At 37.2% G+C, this 15,543-nt stretch carries 15 protein-coding genes; 9 read left to right on the top strand and 6 right to left on the bottom strand.

Annotated features, from left to right (window positions below):
• Positions 1-3: 3 nt before the first annotated feature.
• The 3 genes from ilvD to folP all read right to left on the bottom strand — a co-directional run bounded on the left by ilvD (position 4) and on the right by folP (position 3,877).
• On the bottom strand, positions 4-1,686 hold the full coding sequence (gene ilvD / locus DYR29_RS21660) for a dihydroxy-acid dehydratase (RefSeq protein WP_213278482.1): 1,683 nt from the start codon (positions 1,684-1,686) through the stop codon (positions 4-6).
• 179 nt (positions 1,687-1,865) lie between these two features.
• The gene (gene ilvE, locus DYR29_RS21655; protein ID WP_213278481.1) at positions 1,866-2,738 is read right to left on the bottom strand and encodes a branched-chain-amino-acid transaminase; all 873 of its coding nucleotides are present in this window, start codon (positions 2,736-2,738) and stop codon (positions 1,866-1,868) included.
• Between the two features lie 368 nt (positions 2,739-3,106).
• Entirely contained in the window at positions 3,107-3,877 is a 771-nt protein-coding gene (gene folP, locus DYR29_RS21650; RefSeq protein ID WP_249413561.1) for a dihydropteroate synthase, read from the bottom strand.
• Between the two features lie 331 nt (positions 3,878-4,208).
• Here folP and DYR29_RS21645 point away from each other — a divergent pair, with 331 nt between their 5' ends.
• From DYR29_RS21645 to tpiA, 4 genes are all read left to right on the top strand, one after another.
• Positions 4,209-4,775, top strand: coding sequence for a DUF1599 domain-containing protein (locus tag DYR29_RS21645; RefSeq protein ID WP_213278479.1), 567 nt, complete (start codon positions 4,209-4,211; stop codon positions 4,773-4,775).
• 1 nt (position 4,776) lies between these two features.
• On the top strand, positions 4,777-5,886 hold the full coding sequence (locus DYR29_RS21640; RefSeq protein WP_213278478.1) for a BT_3928 family protein: 1,110 nt from the start codon (positions 4,777-4,779) through the stop codon (positions 5,884-5,886).
• Positions 5,887-6,005: 119 nt separating this feature from the next.
• Positions 6,006-6,353, top strand: a complete 348-nt coding sequence (locus tag DYR29_RS21635; RefSeq protein WP_213278477.1) for a TerB family tellurite resistance protein — start codon at positions 6,006-6,008, stop codon at positions 6,351-6,353.
• Positions 6,354-6,396: 43 nt separating this feature from the next.
• Entirely contained in the window at positions 6,397-7,155 is a 759-nt protein-coding gene (gene tpiA / locus DYR29_RS21630) for a triose-phosphate isomerase (protein ID WP_047423713.1), read from the top strand.
• A 94-nt stretch (positions 7,156-7,249) separates the two neighbouring features.
• Here the strand turns inward: tpiA and DYR29_RS21625 are convergent, their stop codons facing one another.
• The 3 genes from DYR29_RS21625 to dnaG all read right to left on the bottom strand — a co-directional run bounded on the left by DYR29_RS21625 (position 7,250) and on the right by dnaG (position 11,763).
• Complete coding sequence (locus tag DYR29_RS21625; RefSeq protein ID WP_213278476.1) at positions 7,250-8,518, bottom strand: esterase-like activity of phytase family protein; 1,269 nt, start codon at positions 8,516-8,518, stop codon at positions 7,250-7,252.
• Positions 8,519-8,978: 460 nt separating this feature from the next.
• On the bottom strand, positions 8,979-9,665 hold the full coding sequence (gene clpP / locus DYR29_RS21620; RefSeq protein ID WP_034726592.1) for an ATP-dependent Clp endopeptidase proteolytic subunit ClpP: 687 nt from the start codon (positions 9,663-9,665) through the stop codon (positions 8,979-8,981).
• Positions 9,666-9,777: 112 nt separating this feature from the next.
• Positions 9,778-11,763, bottom strand: coding sequence for a DNA primase (dnaG, locus tag DYR29_RS21615; RefSeq protein WP_213278475.1), 1,986 nt, complete (start codon positions 11,761-11,763; stop codon positions 9,778-9,780).
• 185 nt (positions 11,764-11,948) lie between these two features.
• Between dnaG and tsaE the strand changes: the two genes are divergently transcribed.
• From tsaE to DYR29_RS21590, 5 genes are all read left to right on the top strand, one after another.
• Positions 11,949-12,356: a tRNA (adenosine(37)-N6)-threonylcarbamoyltransferase complex ATPase subunit type 1 TsaE gene (gene tsaE / locus DYR29_RS21610; RefSeq protein WP_213278474.1), complete on the top strand. Its 408-nt coding sequence runs from the start codon at positions 11,949-11,951 to the stop codon at positions 12,354-12,356.
• A 67-nt stretch (positions 12,357-12,423) separates the two neighbouring features.
• The gene (locus DYR29_RS21605; protein ID WP_142719438.1) at positions 12,424-13,614 is read left to right on the top strand and encodes an alanine dehydrogenase; all 1,191 of its coding nucleotides are present in this window, start codon (positions 12,424-12,426) and stop codon (positions 13,612-13,614) included.
• The gene (locus tag DYR29_RS21600; RefSeq protein ID WP_213278473.1) at positions 13,614-13,985 is read left to right on the top strand and encodes a DUF4258 domain-containing protein; all 372 of its coding nucleotides are present in this window, start codon (positions 13,614-13,616) and stop codon (positions 13,983-13,985) included. The genes DYR29_RS21605 and DYR29_RS21600 overlap by 1 nt, the downstream gene beginning before the upstream one ends.
• Before the next feature lie 15 nt (positions 13,986-14,000).
• Entirely contained in the window at positions 14,001-14,774 is a 774-nt protein-coding gene (locus DYR29_RS21595) for a histidine kinase (protein WP_213278472.1), read from the top strand.
• Positions 14,749-15,459, top strand: a complete 711-nt coding sequence (locus DYR29_RS21590) for a LytR/AlgR family response regulator transcription factor (RefSeq protein WP_213278471.1) — start codon at positions 14,749-14,751, stop codon at positions 15,457-15,459. The genes DYR29_RS21595 and DYR29_RS21590 overlap by 26 nt, the downstream gene beginning before the upstream one ends.
• Positions 15,460-15,543: the final 84 nt, after the last annotated feature.

Below are 15,543 nucleotides of genomic sequence, written 5' to 3'. Positions count from 1 at the left end.
CTTTTATTGAGTGATTTCATCCGTTACACAGCCTTCAGCAGCCGATGATACTGTTAATGCATATTTATAAAGCAGTCCTTTCTGTACTTTAAGAGGGGGTTTTTGCCACCCTTTTTTTCTTCTTTCAATTTCTTCGTCTGAAACTTTGAGCTGTATAGTATTGTTTACGGCATCAATTTCAATCAGGTCATCATCGTTTACAAAAGCTATCAGACCTCCTTCATGGGCTTCGGGAGTAATGTGTCCCACTACAAAACCATGGGTTCCTCCGCTAAACCTTCCGTCTGTGATTAAAGCGACACTGCTTCCAAGGCCAGCTCCAATCAACGCACTTGTAGGTTTCAGCATTTCCGGCATTCCGGGAGCTCCTTTCGGACCTTCATTCCGGATGACGATGACATCACCATGTTGTACGGTTCCGTCCTGAATTCCTCTGATCAGATTTTTTTCACCATCAAATACACGGGCTTTCCCTACAAAACGTTCGCCTTCTTTCCCTGTGATTTTCGCCACGCTTCCTTTTTCAGCAAGGTTTCCGTACAGTATTCTCAGATGTCCGGTAGCTTTTACAGGTTCTGAAAGAGGTTTTATGATTTTCTGTGTATTAAAATCCAGATCTGGAACATTTTCTAAATTCTCGGCTAATGTCTTTCCGGTTACAGTCAGGCAATCCCCGTGTAACAGTCCTTGTTTTAAAAGGTATTTCATTACCGATGGTATTCCTCCGTGCTCATACAAATCCTGCATCAGATATTTTCCGCTTGGTTTAAGGTCTGCCAGAACAGGAGTACAATCACTCATTTTTTGAAAATCATCCTGATCCAGTGATACTCCGACACTTTTTGCCATGGCTATAAAATGTAAAACAGCATTGGTACTTCCTCCCAAAATAACAATCATGCGCAGTGCATTTTCAAAAGCTTTTCGGGTCATGATATCGGAAGGCTTAATATCTTTTTCCAGTAATACTTTCAGATATTTTCCCGCTTCATGACATTCTTCCCGTTTTTCTTTGCTTAAAGCAGGATTGGAGGATGAATACGGAAGGCTCATTCCTAATGCTTCAATTGCAGAAGCCATTGTATTGGCAGTGTACATTCCTCCACATGCTCCTGCTCCGGGACATGAATTTTTCACAACACCATCAAAATCTTCTTCTGTAATTTCTCCTGCAATTTTTTTCCCTAAGGCTTCAAAAGCTGAAACTATATTGAGCTGTTCTCCTTTGTAACAACCGGGAGCAATAGTACCTCCATATACCATGATGGATGGTCTGTCTAATCTTCCCATTGCAATAATGGTTCCCGGCATATTTTTGTCGCAGCCTGGTAATGCAATCAGTCCGTCATAATATTGGGCTCCACAGATTGCTTCAATACTGTCAGCAATTACATCACGGCTCACCAGAGAATAACGCATTCCGTCTGTTCCGTTGCTCATTCCGTCACTTACACCAATCGTATTAAATATCAGTCCGGCCAATCCATGTTCCCACGTTCCTTCTTTTACCATTTTAGCGAGATCGTTGAGGTGCATATTGCATGTATTTCCATCGTATCCCATACTGGCAATTCCAATCTGGGCTTTGTGCATATCTTCTTCTTTAAATCCTATCCCGTACAACATTGCTTTGGCTGCGGGCTGCTCACTGTTTTGTGTGAATGTTTTTGAATATTTATTTAGCATATTATTCTTCATTTTCTTTTCTTCTCATCTGCTTAAAGCGATTTTTTTTATTTAATTTTCAGCCAAAACTACAGCTTGTAATATTTCTTTCATTTCTAAATTTCCTAAAAACTACAATATCCAATCATTTAAAAAATAGATTTATTTATCTGATAATCAATAATTTAAATTCTAAAAATTTACAATGACAGAACTCTTACCCTTTTCAAATAAGCCTGTTGCACCTTCTCACTTACTGTATCTTCCCAGCTTTTTGTAAATGGGACATCATCCAGAGAATCCAGTGCAACGATTTCTGCTGCTGTACCACAGAAAAAACCTGCATCCGCACCACGCATTTCTTCAGGTTTGAAAAAGGATTCTTTAACTGGGATATCAAGCTCTTCACAGATTTCAAAAACCGTTTGTCTTGTGATTCCCGGAAGGATACTTCCTTTGCCCGGAGTAAATAAAGTACCGTCTTTTTCGTAGAAAACATTCGCTCCCGAACTTTCTGCAACGTTTCCATTTTCATCTAAAACCAATGCTTCATCATAGCCTTTGTCTTTGGCATCCTGACAGGCAAGTATCGAGTTTACATAATGTCCTCCTACTTTGGCTTCCACTTTAAATGCCTTCGGATTTGGACGTTGAAAAGGGGAAGTCATGATTTTCATTTTATCTGCGAGATAGCCGTTATTCCACTCCCAGGCAAGAAGTGACAAATAAGATTTCTGGCCTTTTGAAAGTGACATATTGGGTGAACATGTGACCAACGGACGGATGTAAGCATCTGTGAAACCGTTACGCTCCAGAAGTTCATAGGTAAGCTCTGTAAGCTGTTCGGCAGAATAATCGAAGGGAATATGCATCAATTCTGCTGATCTTTTCAGTCTTTCGTAATGTTCTTTTGCTTTGAAAATCTGGGTTCCGTTATCTGTGTTGTAGGATTTAATTCCTTCAAAAACAGAGTAACCATAATGAAGAGACTGTCCGTAAAGATCCATCCCTGCATCTTTGGCTTTCATAAATTTTCCATCAAAGTAGATAATCGTGTCGTCGTTGTAATACATGTTATAGAGGTTTAAAAAATTAATAAAAAGGAATAAAAAAAGCCCTCTCACAGTGTGAGAGGGCTCAATATATGTACAGTTATACATCTTCCATCTCACAGACGCAAGGGAATAATAATGACGATAATAATTACTGATACTAACTGGTACATATTTTTTACTATAAAAAATTAAAACAAAAAAACCGCTTCAACATTTGAAACGGTTCTATATATAATTTAAATTAAAATCTATCTAAAATGCCGTTTCCTTCCTGTTGCTAATGACAACAGCGATAATAGAAATGACAATAATATTTTTCTGATTCATAAAATTCATACTGCAAATGTATAAACTTTTTAATTACTCACAAGTTTTTTTCACACTTTTTATTTTTTCCGTAAAAAATGAGTAAGGGTTTGCTTTGCTTCAGCGACTTCATGAACTCTTACAATTTTTGCACCCTGCTCCAAAACTTTCATGTGAAGTTTCTGGGTTTCCTCATTGATATCCAAAGGTGATTTTCCCAGCGGTTTATAAATAAATGACTTTCTGGAAATCCCTATCAGCAAAGGAAACCTTCCAAATCCAAGATATTCAACCTCATGAATCATTTTCATCTGATCTTCTACCGTTTTTCCGAATCCAAAACCGGGATCAAGAATAATATCATTCACTCCTTTTTCTAAAAGTTCTTTTGTTTTTTGTGAAAAATATCTGTTAACCTCCAATGTTATATCTTCAAATCTGATCTTATCATGCATGGTATCATAAGAAGGATTTACATGCATCAAAATGTACGGGAGTTTTGTCTGAGCTGCCGTATCAAACATTTCTGCATCATACTGGCCTCCGGAAATATCATTGATCAGATCAATTCCTTCATTGAACCCAAACTTTACGGTTGCTGCGTAAAAAGTATCAAGGGAAATCAGGGATTCCGGGAATTCTTTTTTAATCAGAGAAATGATATTTCCAATTCTTTTTATTTCTTCTTCAGCACTCAAAAACTCTGCGTTAGGACGTGTGGATTGAGGTCCTATATCCAATATTTCTGCTCCATCTTTCAACAGTTTTTCGGCATGCTCCAGAGCAGCTTTTTCGGTATTGAATTTTCCACCGTCAGAGAAAGAATCAGGGGTCAGATTGAGAATTCCCATGATTTTTGGGGTATCAAGTTGTATTAAACGACCGTTACAGTTGATTGAATAGGTTGGAGAATTGGAGAGCATGGGAATTTATAATTGATGAATGATAAATGATTTATATCCTGCAAAATTAGGGATTTATAAGGTTTTATGAGTGATTAGAAGCTAGAAATTAGAAATTAGTGGATGGAAGCTGGAGGCTGGAAGTTAGAGCCACACGGCCAAGTCCTGAAATTCGGTAAGTAGAACCCAGAAACTCTAAAACTCTCCCACTCACAAACTCAGCTTCTCAAATTCAAAAATCTAAAACCGAATTCGTATATTTGGAAGATTAAGAAAATTTATGCTAAAAACATCAATACAGTTCGAGAAAGTTATCAGTCAGTGTCGTGATCTTTTCGGTAAAAAGTTACAGGATTATGGAGCTGCATGGAGGGTGCTAAGACCGAGTTCCATTACAGACCAGATTTACATCAAAGTCAACAGGATCCGCACGCTTCAGATGACCGATAAAAAAATGGTGGATGAGAGTGAGGAAGATGAATTTATCGCTATTGTGAACTACTCTATCATTGGGCTTATTCAGCTTGAAAAAGGTCTTTCCAATGATTTCAATGAAAATAAAGAAGAAATTTTAGGTCTGTATGACAAATATTCCAACGAAGCGAAAGCTTTAATGGAAAGAAAAAATCATGATTATGGTGAAGCATGGAGAGATATGAGAATCTCTTCAATCACAGATCTTATTTACCAGAAAGTATTAAGAACTAAACAGATTGAGGACAATCAGGGAAAAACAATCGTTTCAGAAGGACTTGATGCCAACTATTTCGATATGCTGAACTATGCGGTCTTCTGTCTGATCAAGTTCTCGGAAAAAGAAAATCAATTCGAACCCAAAAATATTTAATATGCTTAAAGGTTTATTACGCTTTATTATTGCTATTATTTTTATCCTTTCAGGCTTTGTGAAAGCCGTGGATCTGGTAGGTTTTTCTTTCAAAATGGAAGAATATTTTGCCCCTCCGGTTTTCAATATGCCGTTTTTAGAAAAGTTTGCCCTGCTGTTTTCCATTATAGTGGTGGTACTGGAGCTTTTCCTGGGATTTATGCTGCTGCTGAAATTAAAGCTTAAATTTACCTTGTCCGTATTAATTGCCCTTTGTATTTTCTTTGGGTTCCTAACTTTTTATTCGGCGTATTTCAATGTCGTAACAGATTGTGGATGTTTTGGTGATGCTATTAAATTTACTCCATGGCAGAGCTTCCTTAAAGATGTTGTACTTCTTGTAGGATTAATTATCCTTTTCGTCCTGTACAGAAAAGATTTCCGTAAAAAAGATGAGTACGGAATTACCAAAAAAGAGTCTTCCAATACTTTTAAATATGTTCTTTTAACTGTATTTTCACTGGGCATGGTTTACGTTATGGCACAGGGAATTATGCATGAACCGATCATTGATTTCCGTGATTATAAAGTAGGAACAGACATTAAAGGTGAAAAAGTAAAAATCGAAAAAAACCCTTCTGAATACAAGACTTTTTATTCTCTGAAAAATCAGAAAACAGGAGCTGTTATCAAGGTAAATCAGGATGATTATATCAAAAAGACAGAATACTGGGCAGAAGGTTCTCCATGGAAAATTGAGGAAGGAAAAAATGAATCTGTGCTGATCAAAGAAGGTTATAAATCTGAGATTGTGAAATTTAAGATTGAAGACCCTACAGGAATGGAAGTTACGAATGAAATTATCAACGCTCCAAAAGCTGTTTTGGTATTCTCATATCATCCAAAAGATGTTCCTGCTGACCTGCTTCAGAAAGTGGAAGCTAAAGTAAATACACAGAAAGGAGCTCTAATCTATGGAGTTTCTACCTATCCGAATACTTTTAAAACGATTAAAAATGCAATGATGGACGGAACTGCCATCAAAACCATAGCAAGAAGCAACCCGTTTGTACTGATTCTTGAGAATGGAAAAATTATAGATAAACAGCCTGCAAAGGACTACGTTAATTAATTATAAATGATGAATTATAAATGATAAGTGATAAGGAGCAGAAATAATCTTAGCTCAACTATCAACTATCAACTATCAACTATCAAATTTAAACACTAAACTTAAACATACTACAGCTCATGCAAAAATCAAATAAATCAATCGCCGGATATCACTTATTAATGATCCTTTCTTCTGTAGACGGAGAGTTTGCTCCTGAGGAAGGAATGCTGGTACAGCAATATATGGCGGATGAATTTCCGTTCAGAATGAACCTTGACAACGAATTGGAAACTCTGGCTCTTTTACAGCCTGAAGAATGGAAAGACCACTTTGAATTCCATGCAAGATGCTTCCATGAAGATTCTACAGAAGAAGAACGCGTAAAGTTTGTTCAGTTTGCAAAATCATTGATCAAAGCGGATAATAAAGTAACTGAAGAGGAGCATACATACTATGTTCTGCTGAAAAATCTTTGGGGATTATAATACTACAAACCACTAAAAGTAAATAAATCAATATATAAATCTTATGAGAAGAAAAATAGTTGCAGGCAACTGGAAAATGAACAAAAATGTAATTGATGCACAACAATTGATGATTCAGTTACTAAGCTATAAAAACAATAATGCTACCAACTGTGAGGTTTGGATCGCTCCGCCTGCGTTATATTTAATGATGGCAAAAGACATCTTTGAAAAGGACGAAATCGGGGTATTTTCTCAGGATATGAGTGAGCATGAAAGTGGTGCTTACACTGGAGAGATTTCTGCTGATATGTTAGAATCTATCGACGCTACCGGTTCATTGATCGGGCACTCTGAAAGAAGACAATATCACGGAGAAACAGATTCTCACTGTAACAGAAAAATCAAATTGGCGCTTGACAAAGGTCTTATTCCTGTTTACTGTAACGGGGAAACTCTTGAGCAGAGAAAAGCAGGACAACACCTGGAAGTGGTAAAAAATCAGACTGAAGTAGCGCTTTTCACACTTTCTGCTGAAGAAATCAAGAAAGTTGTGATCGCTTACGAACCGGTTTGGGCAATCGGAACAGGAGAAACGGCAAGCCCTGAGCAGGCACAGGAAATCCATGCACACATCAGAAGTATCATCGCTGCAAAATACGGACAGGAAGTTGCTGATGAAATTTCAATCCTTTACGGAGGATCTGTAAAGCCGGACAATGCAAAAGAAATTTTCTCTCAGCCGGATATCGACGGAGGACTGATTGGAGGTGCTGCTTTGAAATTAGAGGATTTCTCTAAGATTATTGAAGGTTTTAACTAATATTGAAAATAATAGGTTCTGGCTAAAGTCTGTTCCTATTGATATAAAAACGGCGACATCTTCGATGTCGCCGTTTTCCGTTAAAAAAATCTAATTATTGAATATCGACTACGTACATAGTTCCTTTGTCTACCTTCCCTGTTTTAGGAAGAATTTTAGCTTTCGGGTTTCCATTTCCATCATCCACTACTCCAAAATCATCATCATTAAAAACAGCCAGTTTATTATTTCCCAAATAAACGATTCCCTCAAACTTATCATGTTCATAGCCTAGTTTTGCAACCAGATCCACCGCTAATGTTTTTGAAACAGCTTTTATCCCCGCATTGGTAATTTCATCCCATGAACACTGCTCTAAGGCTTTTCCATTGATTTTCATTCCGTCAACTGCATTAATGTCAGTTCCATTCACATCGGAAGCATTACTTAGGTTGATTCTGTATACTTTTTTAATTCCTCCCTGAGATCCGAAATTTCCATCTCTTTCAATCACCAGAAATTCATTGTTACTTAATGCTGTAATGTCACAAACTGAATCAGAAGCGCCTCCGTCCTGCTTATATAAAAACTGTTTGGTTTGCCCTGTAATAATATCAAATGTGACAATTCTCGTTAAAGTAGTATTGGTTGCCAATGCTTTGCTGGGTACATGCATCATCGACTGTATGGTTCCTACCAGCGTTCTTCCATCCGGAGTAATACAAAGTCCTTCCATCCCTCTGTTGGCTCTCCTTTTCGCTAAAACGGCAGGTAGTTTTCTTGGCCCGGTATTTACACCTATCGGGCTTATTCTTTCCATCTCAATCCCGTCTGCACTATAATGTACGATGTGCGGTCCGTATTCATCAGAAACCCAGAATGTACCGTCTGCAGCTGCTACAATACTTTCGCTGTCTAACCCATATTGATCTGTCCCTAAAACATTTCCGGAAGCATCATAAGCTATTTCTCCGGTACTTCCCATTCCTACAGGGTTTGGTAATCCTGTAATAAGCTGCCCGGATGGGTTTTTAAGTTTAATATATTTAATTACCTCTACATTTCCATCAGCATTGATTTTAAAATGCATGATGGTAGGCGTAAAGTTTGGAGCAAGGAACTTTTTCCCATTCTGAAAGTCAGTATTAGGTCCTCTGTCTGTTATGACGTAGAATTCACCTTTTCTTGTTGGGTGAGCTGCTGCTCCGGAACCAAATCCGCCATTGATGACATCTACTCCGTTGATCGTAGCCAGTTTTGTAAATGGAAATTCCTGAGGTAGTTTGGAATAATTAATATCCTGATTAATTATTGTGGTATCATCATCACTTTTACATGAAGCCAATACTGCCAGCACTACAACAGACCATAGTAATTTTTTCATATTCACTTTTATGGCTGCGAAAATAGAGATTGATTATAAACTGATCTTGAATATAATGATAATTGTATTTTAACAATAGAATTACAAAATGAATTAAAGATTCTATGCAGTCAATGACAAAAGACAAATTATTTGACTTTTTGAGACAGTTTCTTTTTTATGCGGGACATGGAAAACCACCCCGTCAAAAATTCTTTGAATTTTCGCCACCCCTCCAGAGGAGGTGAATTTTTACGTCTTCAGCTGAGAATATGGTCTGGATTGTAGATTTCTTCTGATATATTTCTTCATAAATTATTGTGGGTGGATTCCTACGTAATGACAAACTGTATGGATAAACCTTTATTCCAATTGTACCATTCCTTAGGAATCTGAACAGTCAATACAGTTTAAAATCCAAAATTAATCCAACAAAAAAACCGCACCAATATGGTGCGGTTTCTTATGATTTTGCAATCAATTATTTTTTCTCAGTAGATCTTTGCAGAACCTCATCTACCATTCCGTAGCCTTTCGCTTCTTCAGAAGTCATCCAGTAATCTCTGTCAGAAGATTTTTCTACCCACTCGTACGTTTGTCCTGAGTGATGACCAATGATTTCATAAAGTTCCTGCTTCAGTTTCAGCATCTCTCTCAAGTTGATCTCCATATCGGAAGCAACTCCCTGAGCACCTCCTGAAGGCTGGTGAATCATTACTCTTGAATGCTTAAGCGCAGAACGTTTTCCTTTCTCTCCGGCAACCAATAATACAGCTCCCATAGAAGCAGCCATACCTGTACAGATTGTTGCTACATCCGGCTTAATGATCTGCATGGTGTCATAAATACCTAACCCTGCATAAACACTTCCACCAGGAGAGTTGATATAGATCTGAATATCTTTTGACGGGTCTGCACTTTCCAGGAATAAAAGCTGTGCCGTAACGATGTTTGCTACCTGATCATCAATACCTGTTCCCAGGAAGATAATTCTGTCCATCATCAAACGGGAGAAAACGTCCATCTGAGCAACGTTTAATCTTCTTTCTTCCATGATGTACGGAGTAAGATTCGTTGGGCCATACATTCCCATATACTGATCGGTAACCAAACCGTTGTTTCCTAAATGTTTTACAGAGAAATCTCTGAAATCTTTTTTAATGTCCATATTTCTATTATGTATTATTTTTATACTATTCTCGAAGTTTAAATTACAATATTTATTCCTAAAATTTTATAGGACTTTTTGTCACAGAATATGAAAAAAACTGACTTAAAAATTATCTTTTTCTATCTCCATAGATTCCTTTGATAGGCGAATATTCGATGATATTACTCAATCGCATGGAAGCCTGTTTCAATAAGGTAATCTTTTTGATGAGCTCATAGTACTTTACCTCGTCAGTATCCCTGTACAAATCCAACTGTTTATCTGTTTCTGTGATTAAATAATCAATATACCTGTATTTATGCAATAAAACATCTCCCTGGATCTGATCTGCCACTTTATCCCCGTAATTGGGAGGATAAATATTCCTGGAAGCCCAGTTTTCAAGATCATCCAACGGAATCAAAGCATCCACCACCTTTGTGGTAATCTCTTCATCCATAAAAGATACAAAAAAGTTTCCACTTCTGAGCTCATCTTTTTGAATTCCCTCTCTCACCTGAGTGATAATGATTTCATTGCCTTTGACTAAAAACGTATACTGTTCTTCTTCAAAATGATGAAGAATTTCCTCAATGACTGTAATCTGATATTCTTCACCCTGTTCATTTCTACGTTTCAGAATAATATCTCCAAATGCCAGCATATGCTCGACAAGCTTGTTCTCCATGAACAGTACATCAAACAGAAAAGGATCTTCTTTTTCCTTTTCAAGCGGAACAATTTCCATCTTCGGTGCTGCCTTCTCCTTTTGCTGCTGCTGAACATGGTGTGTCTGGTTCTGCGTAATCTGCTTCTGAACATCCAGCTCATTGAAAAGACTCTGCTCAGAAAGTCCGAATTTATTGGAAACCTCTTTAAGGTAAACTTCCCTTTTCAGTGCATTTTGTACAAAAGAAACCGATTTTACGATATCCCTTATCGCTTCTGCTTTTTTAATAGGGTCATTCCCAACATCTCTCAACAGGATTTCCGCTTTGAAGTCGATGAAATCCATCGCTTCATTTTCGATATACTTCTCTACATATTCCTGCGGATGTTTTCTGGCGAATGAATCCGGATCATCTCCATCAGGGAAAAGCAATACGCGGATGTTCATTCCTTCTGTCAAAAGCATATCAATACTTCGGAAACTGGCTTTGATACCGGCATTGTCACCATCAAAAAGAATGGTTACGTTTTCCGTAAGTCTTTTAATCAGTTTGATCTGCTCCGTTGTTAAAGACGTTCCGGAACTGGCCACAACATTTTCAATTCCCGACATATGAAGTGAAATCACATCCATATATCCTTCCACCAAAAGACAGCCATTTTTTCTTGAAATCGCCTGTTTACTCTGGTTCAATCCATAAAGAACATTGGATTTATGATAGATCTCCGTTTCCGGTGAATTGAGATATTTTGCAGTCTTAACATTATTTTTAAGAATCCTTGCCCCAAAACCCAATACTCTTCCTGAAAAACTGTGAATAGGAAAAATAACTCTTTCCCTGAAACGGTCTACTCCTGCAGGGGTATTTTCCGGGAAAATAGAAAGTCCGGATTTTTCAAGAATTTCTTTGTTGTATCCTTTTTCCAGTGCATATTCAGTAAAAGCATTCTTCTTCTCCGGTGAATATCCCAACTGGAACTTTTTGATAATATCATCCCGAAGTTCTCTTTCTTTAAAATAAGAAAGTCCTATACTTCTCCCTTCATGATCATCCCAAAGAATTTCCTGGAAATAAGTATTGGCAACTTCATGAATTTTATATAAAAGATCTTTTTCAGTCTGTGCATGTTTTGCCTCTTCAGAAATTTCACGCAGATCTTCTTCAATTTCAATTCCGTACTTTTTTGCGGCATGGCGAAGGGCTTCAGGATAGGTAAAGTTCTCAATTTCCATAAGGAAAGAAATCGCCGTTCCTCCCTTTCCGGTTGAGAAATCTTTCCAGATCTGTTTGCTTGGTGAAACAACAAAACTTGGAGATTTTTCTTCATGAAAAGGACTGAGTCCTTTAAAGTTAGACCCTGCTCTTTTCAACTGCACGTACTCACCCACAATCTCTTCAACGCGGATCGTGGAGAATATTTTATCAATGGTCTGTTTGGAAATCATGCTGTAAAATTAAGTAATTTATGGAGAAATTGGAAGAGGTTGGGAATTTCGGTGCTGGATTCGGGTTGCGAGTTGGTGAGTTTGTAAATATGTATGGAATGTGCTGTTTATAACTTCCGTATTCCAACCTTAAATTTCTAGCTTAGCAAATCATAAATCATTATTTTTGTAAAACAAATTAGCATATGCAGTTCAATATTAATAAAATCGAAGACTGGCAGGAAGTTGTTGACAGCATCATTCCGGAATTAAAACATAATATTCTTTTATTAAAGGGAAATCTGGGAGCCGGGAAAACTACTTTCACACAATTTTTGCTTAAAAATATGGGCAGCAAGGATGAAGTAAATTCTCCAACCTACTCTATTGTCAATGAATACAATACGGAAAAAGGAAAAGTATATCATTTTGACCTTTACCGTTTAAAAAACATTGAAGAAGTCTATGATATCGGAATTGAAGAATATCTGGACAACTCTTTTTTATGCATTATCGAGTGGCCGGAAGTGTATGAAGAGGAGCTTTATGGTCTCAACTATCACACAATGAGTATTGTGAACACGGGTGAATACAGAGAAGTTTCATTCGATTAAATATTATGTATCTTTGCTCATTAATTGAGTGTAAATAACAATCTGTAAGACATAATTTAATTTAAGGATGAGTACAAATATTTTTACTCCTTTCACAGAAGAAGAATTGATGCCGAAAGAGGAAAAATTGGAGGTTATTAAAAAGGGAAAACAGTTCAGTATTGGAATTCCTAAAGAAACCTGTCTCAACGAAAGGAGAACCTGCATCACTCCTGACGCCGTACAGGTGTTGGTAGAGCACGGCCATGAGATTATTATAGAATCCGGGTCCGGGGAAGGTTCGTTTTTTACAGATTTGCAGTATTCCGAATCAGGAGCGAAGATCACCAATGATCCTAAAGAAGCTTTCGGACAGGATCTTATTCTGAAGATCAACCCTCCTACTGAAGACGAAATTGAGTACATGAAACCTAATACATATTTGGTTTCAGCACTTCAGATCAATCTGAGAGACAAGGAATATTTCTTAAAGCTTGCAGAGAAAAAAATAAATGCCATAGCTTTTGAATTTATCGTTGATGAATACAAACAGCTGTCACTGGTAAGATTAATCGGGGAGATTGCGGGAACTGTTTCTATTTTATATGCTTCAGAATTATTAGCCTTATCAAACGGACTAATGCTTGGGGGTATTACAGGAGTAAGACCTGCAGAAGTAGTAATTCTTGGAGCAGGAATTGTAGGTGAATTTGCAACAAAAGCTGCAATAGGTTTAGGAGCCAGCGTAAAAGTTTTTGACAACTCTTTATCAAAGCTGAGAAGACTTCATACTATTGTTGACAGCCGGGTACCTACTTCTATTATTGATCCAAAAGAACTGAGCAAAAGTTTAAGACGTGCTGATGTGGTGATAGGAGCTCTTCCAAGATTGAACATGACCCCTATCGTCACTGAAGATATGGTGATGAAAATGAAAAAAGGCAGTGTCATTATCGATATTACCATAGATAATGGTAAAGTTATTGAAACCTCAGAACTCACTACCATGGAAGATCCATATGTCATCAAACACGGTGTCATTCACTGCGGACTTCCGAACCTTACTTCAAGAATGCCAAGAACTACCACGAAGGCCATCTCGAATTTCTTCCTTTCCTATATTTTAAATTATGACGAAGAGGGCGGCTTTGAAAACATGCTGATCCGCAAAAACGAAATGAAGCAGAGCTTATATATGTACAAAGGAAGACATACCAAAAAGATCATCTGCGACCGTTTCGGACTTACGTACCACGATATCAATCTTTTAATTTTCTAATGAAGAAACTGAAATTTTATGCAATAGGCTTCGTTCCGGGGCTTTTGATCGTATTTTTTATTTTAAACAAAAAAGGGGCAAGCTGCAGCGGCTATCTACCTAACAGCCGTGTTATTGCTGAAAGTCTTTCCAAAGAGTTCAAATATTCTGACGAGGCTAAGAGCGCAATGGCAGCCTACAAGATTGATGAGAAATTTATAAAAGACAGTATCATTACCAACGGGAAAGTAGATTTTGACCGCAGCCATGCACAAAAAAAACCTTGCCCGAGCTATCTTTTAACCTATCCCGAAAAAAATCCATCTTACGAGATCACCTATGAAAAATGTGAAGAAACGGTGACGGTCAACAGTCTTAAAAAACTTAAATAGTTTTAATACCATAGTATGGACGGCAATTACTACATGATTCATGACTATCTGATATTCATCGGAGTTTTTGCCATTTTCCTGTTTCTGACAACCAGTATTTACCTTTTCAGCCAGCATGAGAAACTGAAAAAGAGAAATAGGAAATTATCTGAGACCAATAAACTTATTGAACAGCGTCTGAACGAAGTCCGTCTGGAACATATCGGTACAAAGCTGAATCCGCATTTATTTAAAAATATTCTTAATTCGGTTCAGTCTCATGCCTATCAGACGTATATGTCTCTGGATAAACTGGCGAATGTCCTTGATTATATTTTATATGAAAGCAATAACAAGTATGTCAGCCCGAAAGAAGAGCTCAATTTTGCTTTAAGTCTTATTGAAATTAATAAAATTAAGATCAATCCTCTTTTCGATTTCAGAATTAAATCAAGGATCAACAAGTCTGATTCTCTGTATGAAGAAAAGGTATTTGCGCCGCTGATCTCTGTAGACCTTATTGAAAATGCCTTCAAACATACGGATTTCCTGGCTCAGGACTCTTTTATTTCCATTTATATGGAGCTTGAAAACGGTATTTTCACCATGAAAGTAAGCAATAAAGCTTCGCTAAAGAATATTCTGGAAAAGGAAAAAAGCGGTTTTGGAAGCCAGTCTTTTGATCAAAGGCTTAAAATGATCTACAGTACTTACTACCAGCTGGAAAGAAGTTCAAAAAACGGAGTCTTCACTGCAGAATTAAAAATCAATTTAGGAGAATTCTATGATAAAATGCGTTATTCTGGATGATGAATTATTGGCTATCAGCTATTTAAAACTTCTATGCGAGCAGATCGATAATGTAGAAGTTGTAAAAGCATTCAATGATCCTAAAATCTTTCTGAACGAAATAGATAACATCGACTGTAATCTGTGTATTCTGGATATTGAAATGCCCGGAATGACAGGTCTTCAGGTAGCCGAAATTATTTCCGGTTCCAAGAAAATCATCTTTACAACGGCTTATAAAGAATATGCAGCTGAAGCTTTTGACCTGAATGTGGTAGATTATGTAAGAAAACCTATCAAAAAAGAAAGACTGATCCAGGCTTTCGAAAAAGCTAAAGAACTGGTGGAAGACAGCCCTAAAAAAGCTTTTATCGAATGGAATACCAATATCGGAAAGACCGTCATATTTACGGAACAGATTTCTTATATTAAAACTTCTGAAATCGACAGCAGGGATAAAGATATCATCCTAAGTGACGGAACGACAATCGTTCTAAAAAACCTGAATTTTAAAAACCTTCTGGAAATGCTTCCTGCCAAAGATTTTGCCCAGGTCAACAAAAAAGAGATTATTGCTTTATCTTCTATTAAAGTATTTTCAACCAACGAAATTATTACAACAATTGCCACTGAAGATCATACTTTTCTGAAACTTCAGATCGGTGATGCCTACAAAAATTCTCTGATGGAACTATTCGGGAAATAAGTCCTTTTTCAAATCTTCAGGGTTTCGTTACAGAATTTCTGCGCTTTATTACAACTCCCCCTTTTCAACATACAATCCATTTAT

This window comes from Chryseobacterium indologenes, assembly GCF_018362995.1.
Classification (GTDB): Bacteria; Bacteroidota; Bacteroidia; order Flavobacteriales; family Weeksellaceae; genus Chryseobacterium; species Chryseobacterium indologenes_G.
The sequence above is the reverse complement of the archived record's forward strand: the minus strand, read 5'-3'. Positions and strand labels throughout refer to the sequence as shown.

Coding starts and splice junctions, on each gene's coding strand:
- DYR29_RS21625 (WP_213278476.1), bottom strand. CDS start 8,518: ATGAAAAAATTACTATGGTCTGTTGTAGTGCTGGCAGTATTGGCTTCA.
- clpP (WP_034726592.1), bottom strand. CDS start 9,665: ATGGACATTAAAAAAGATTTCAGAGATTTCTCTGTAAAACATTTAGGA.
- ilvD (WP_213278482.1), bottom strand. CDS start 1,686: ATGCTAAATAAATATTCAAAAACATTCACACAAAACAGTGAGCAGCCC.
- ilvE (WP_213278481.1), bottom strand. CDS start 2,738: ATGTATTACAACGACGACACGATTATCTACTTTGATGGAAAATTTATG.
- DYR29_RS21595 (WP_213278472.1), top strand. CDS start 14,001: ATGGACGGCAATTACTACATGATTCATGACTATCTGATATTCATCGGA.
- folP (WP_249413561.1), bottom strand. CDS start 3,877: ATGGGAATTCTCAATCTGACCCCTGATTCTTTCTCTGACGGTGGAAAA.
- DYR29_RS21600 (WP_213278473.1), top strand. CDS start 13,614: ATGAAGAAACTGAAATTTTATGCAATAGGCTTCGTTCCGGGGCTTTTG.
- DYR29_RS21605 (WP_142719438.1), top strand. CDS start 12,424: ATGAGTACAAATATTTTTACTCCTTTCACAGAAGAAGAATTGATGCCG.
- tpiA (WP_047423713.1), top strand. CDS start 6,397: ATGAGAAGAAAAATAGTTGCAGGCAACTGGAAAATGAACAAAAATGTA.
- DYR29_RS21590 (WP_213278471.1), top strand. CDS start 14,749: ATGATAAAATGCGTTATTCTGGATGATGAATTATTGGCTATCAGCTAT.
- DYR29_RS21640 (WP_213278478.1), top strand. CDS start 4,777: ATGCTTAAAGGTTTATTACGCTTTATTATTGCTATTATTTTTATCCTT.
- dnaG (WP_213278475.1), bottom strand. CDS start 11,763: ATGATTTCCAAACAGACCATTGATAAAATATTCTCCACGATCCGCGTT.
- DYR29_RS21645 (WP_213278479.1), top strand. CDS start 4,209: ATGCTAAAAACATCAATACAGTTCGAGAAAGTTATCAGTCAGTGTCGT.
- tsaE (WP_213278474.1), top strand. CDS start 11,949: ATGCAGTTCAATATTAATAAAATCGAAGACTGGCAGGAAGTTGTTGAC.
- DYR29_RS21635 (WP_213278477.1), top strand. CDS start 6,006: ATGCAAAAATCAAATAAATCAATCGCCGGATATCACTTATTAATGATC.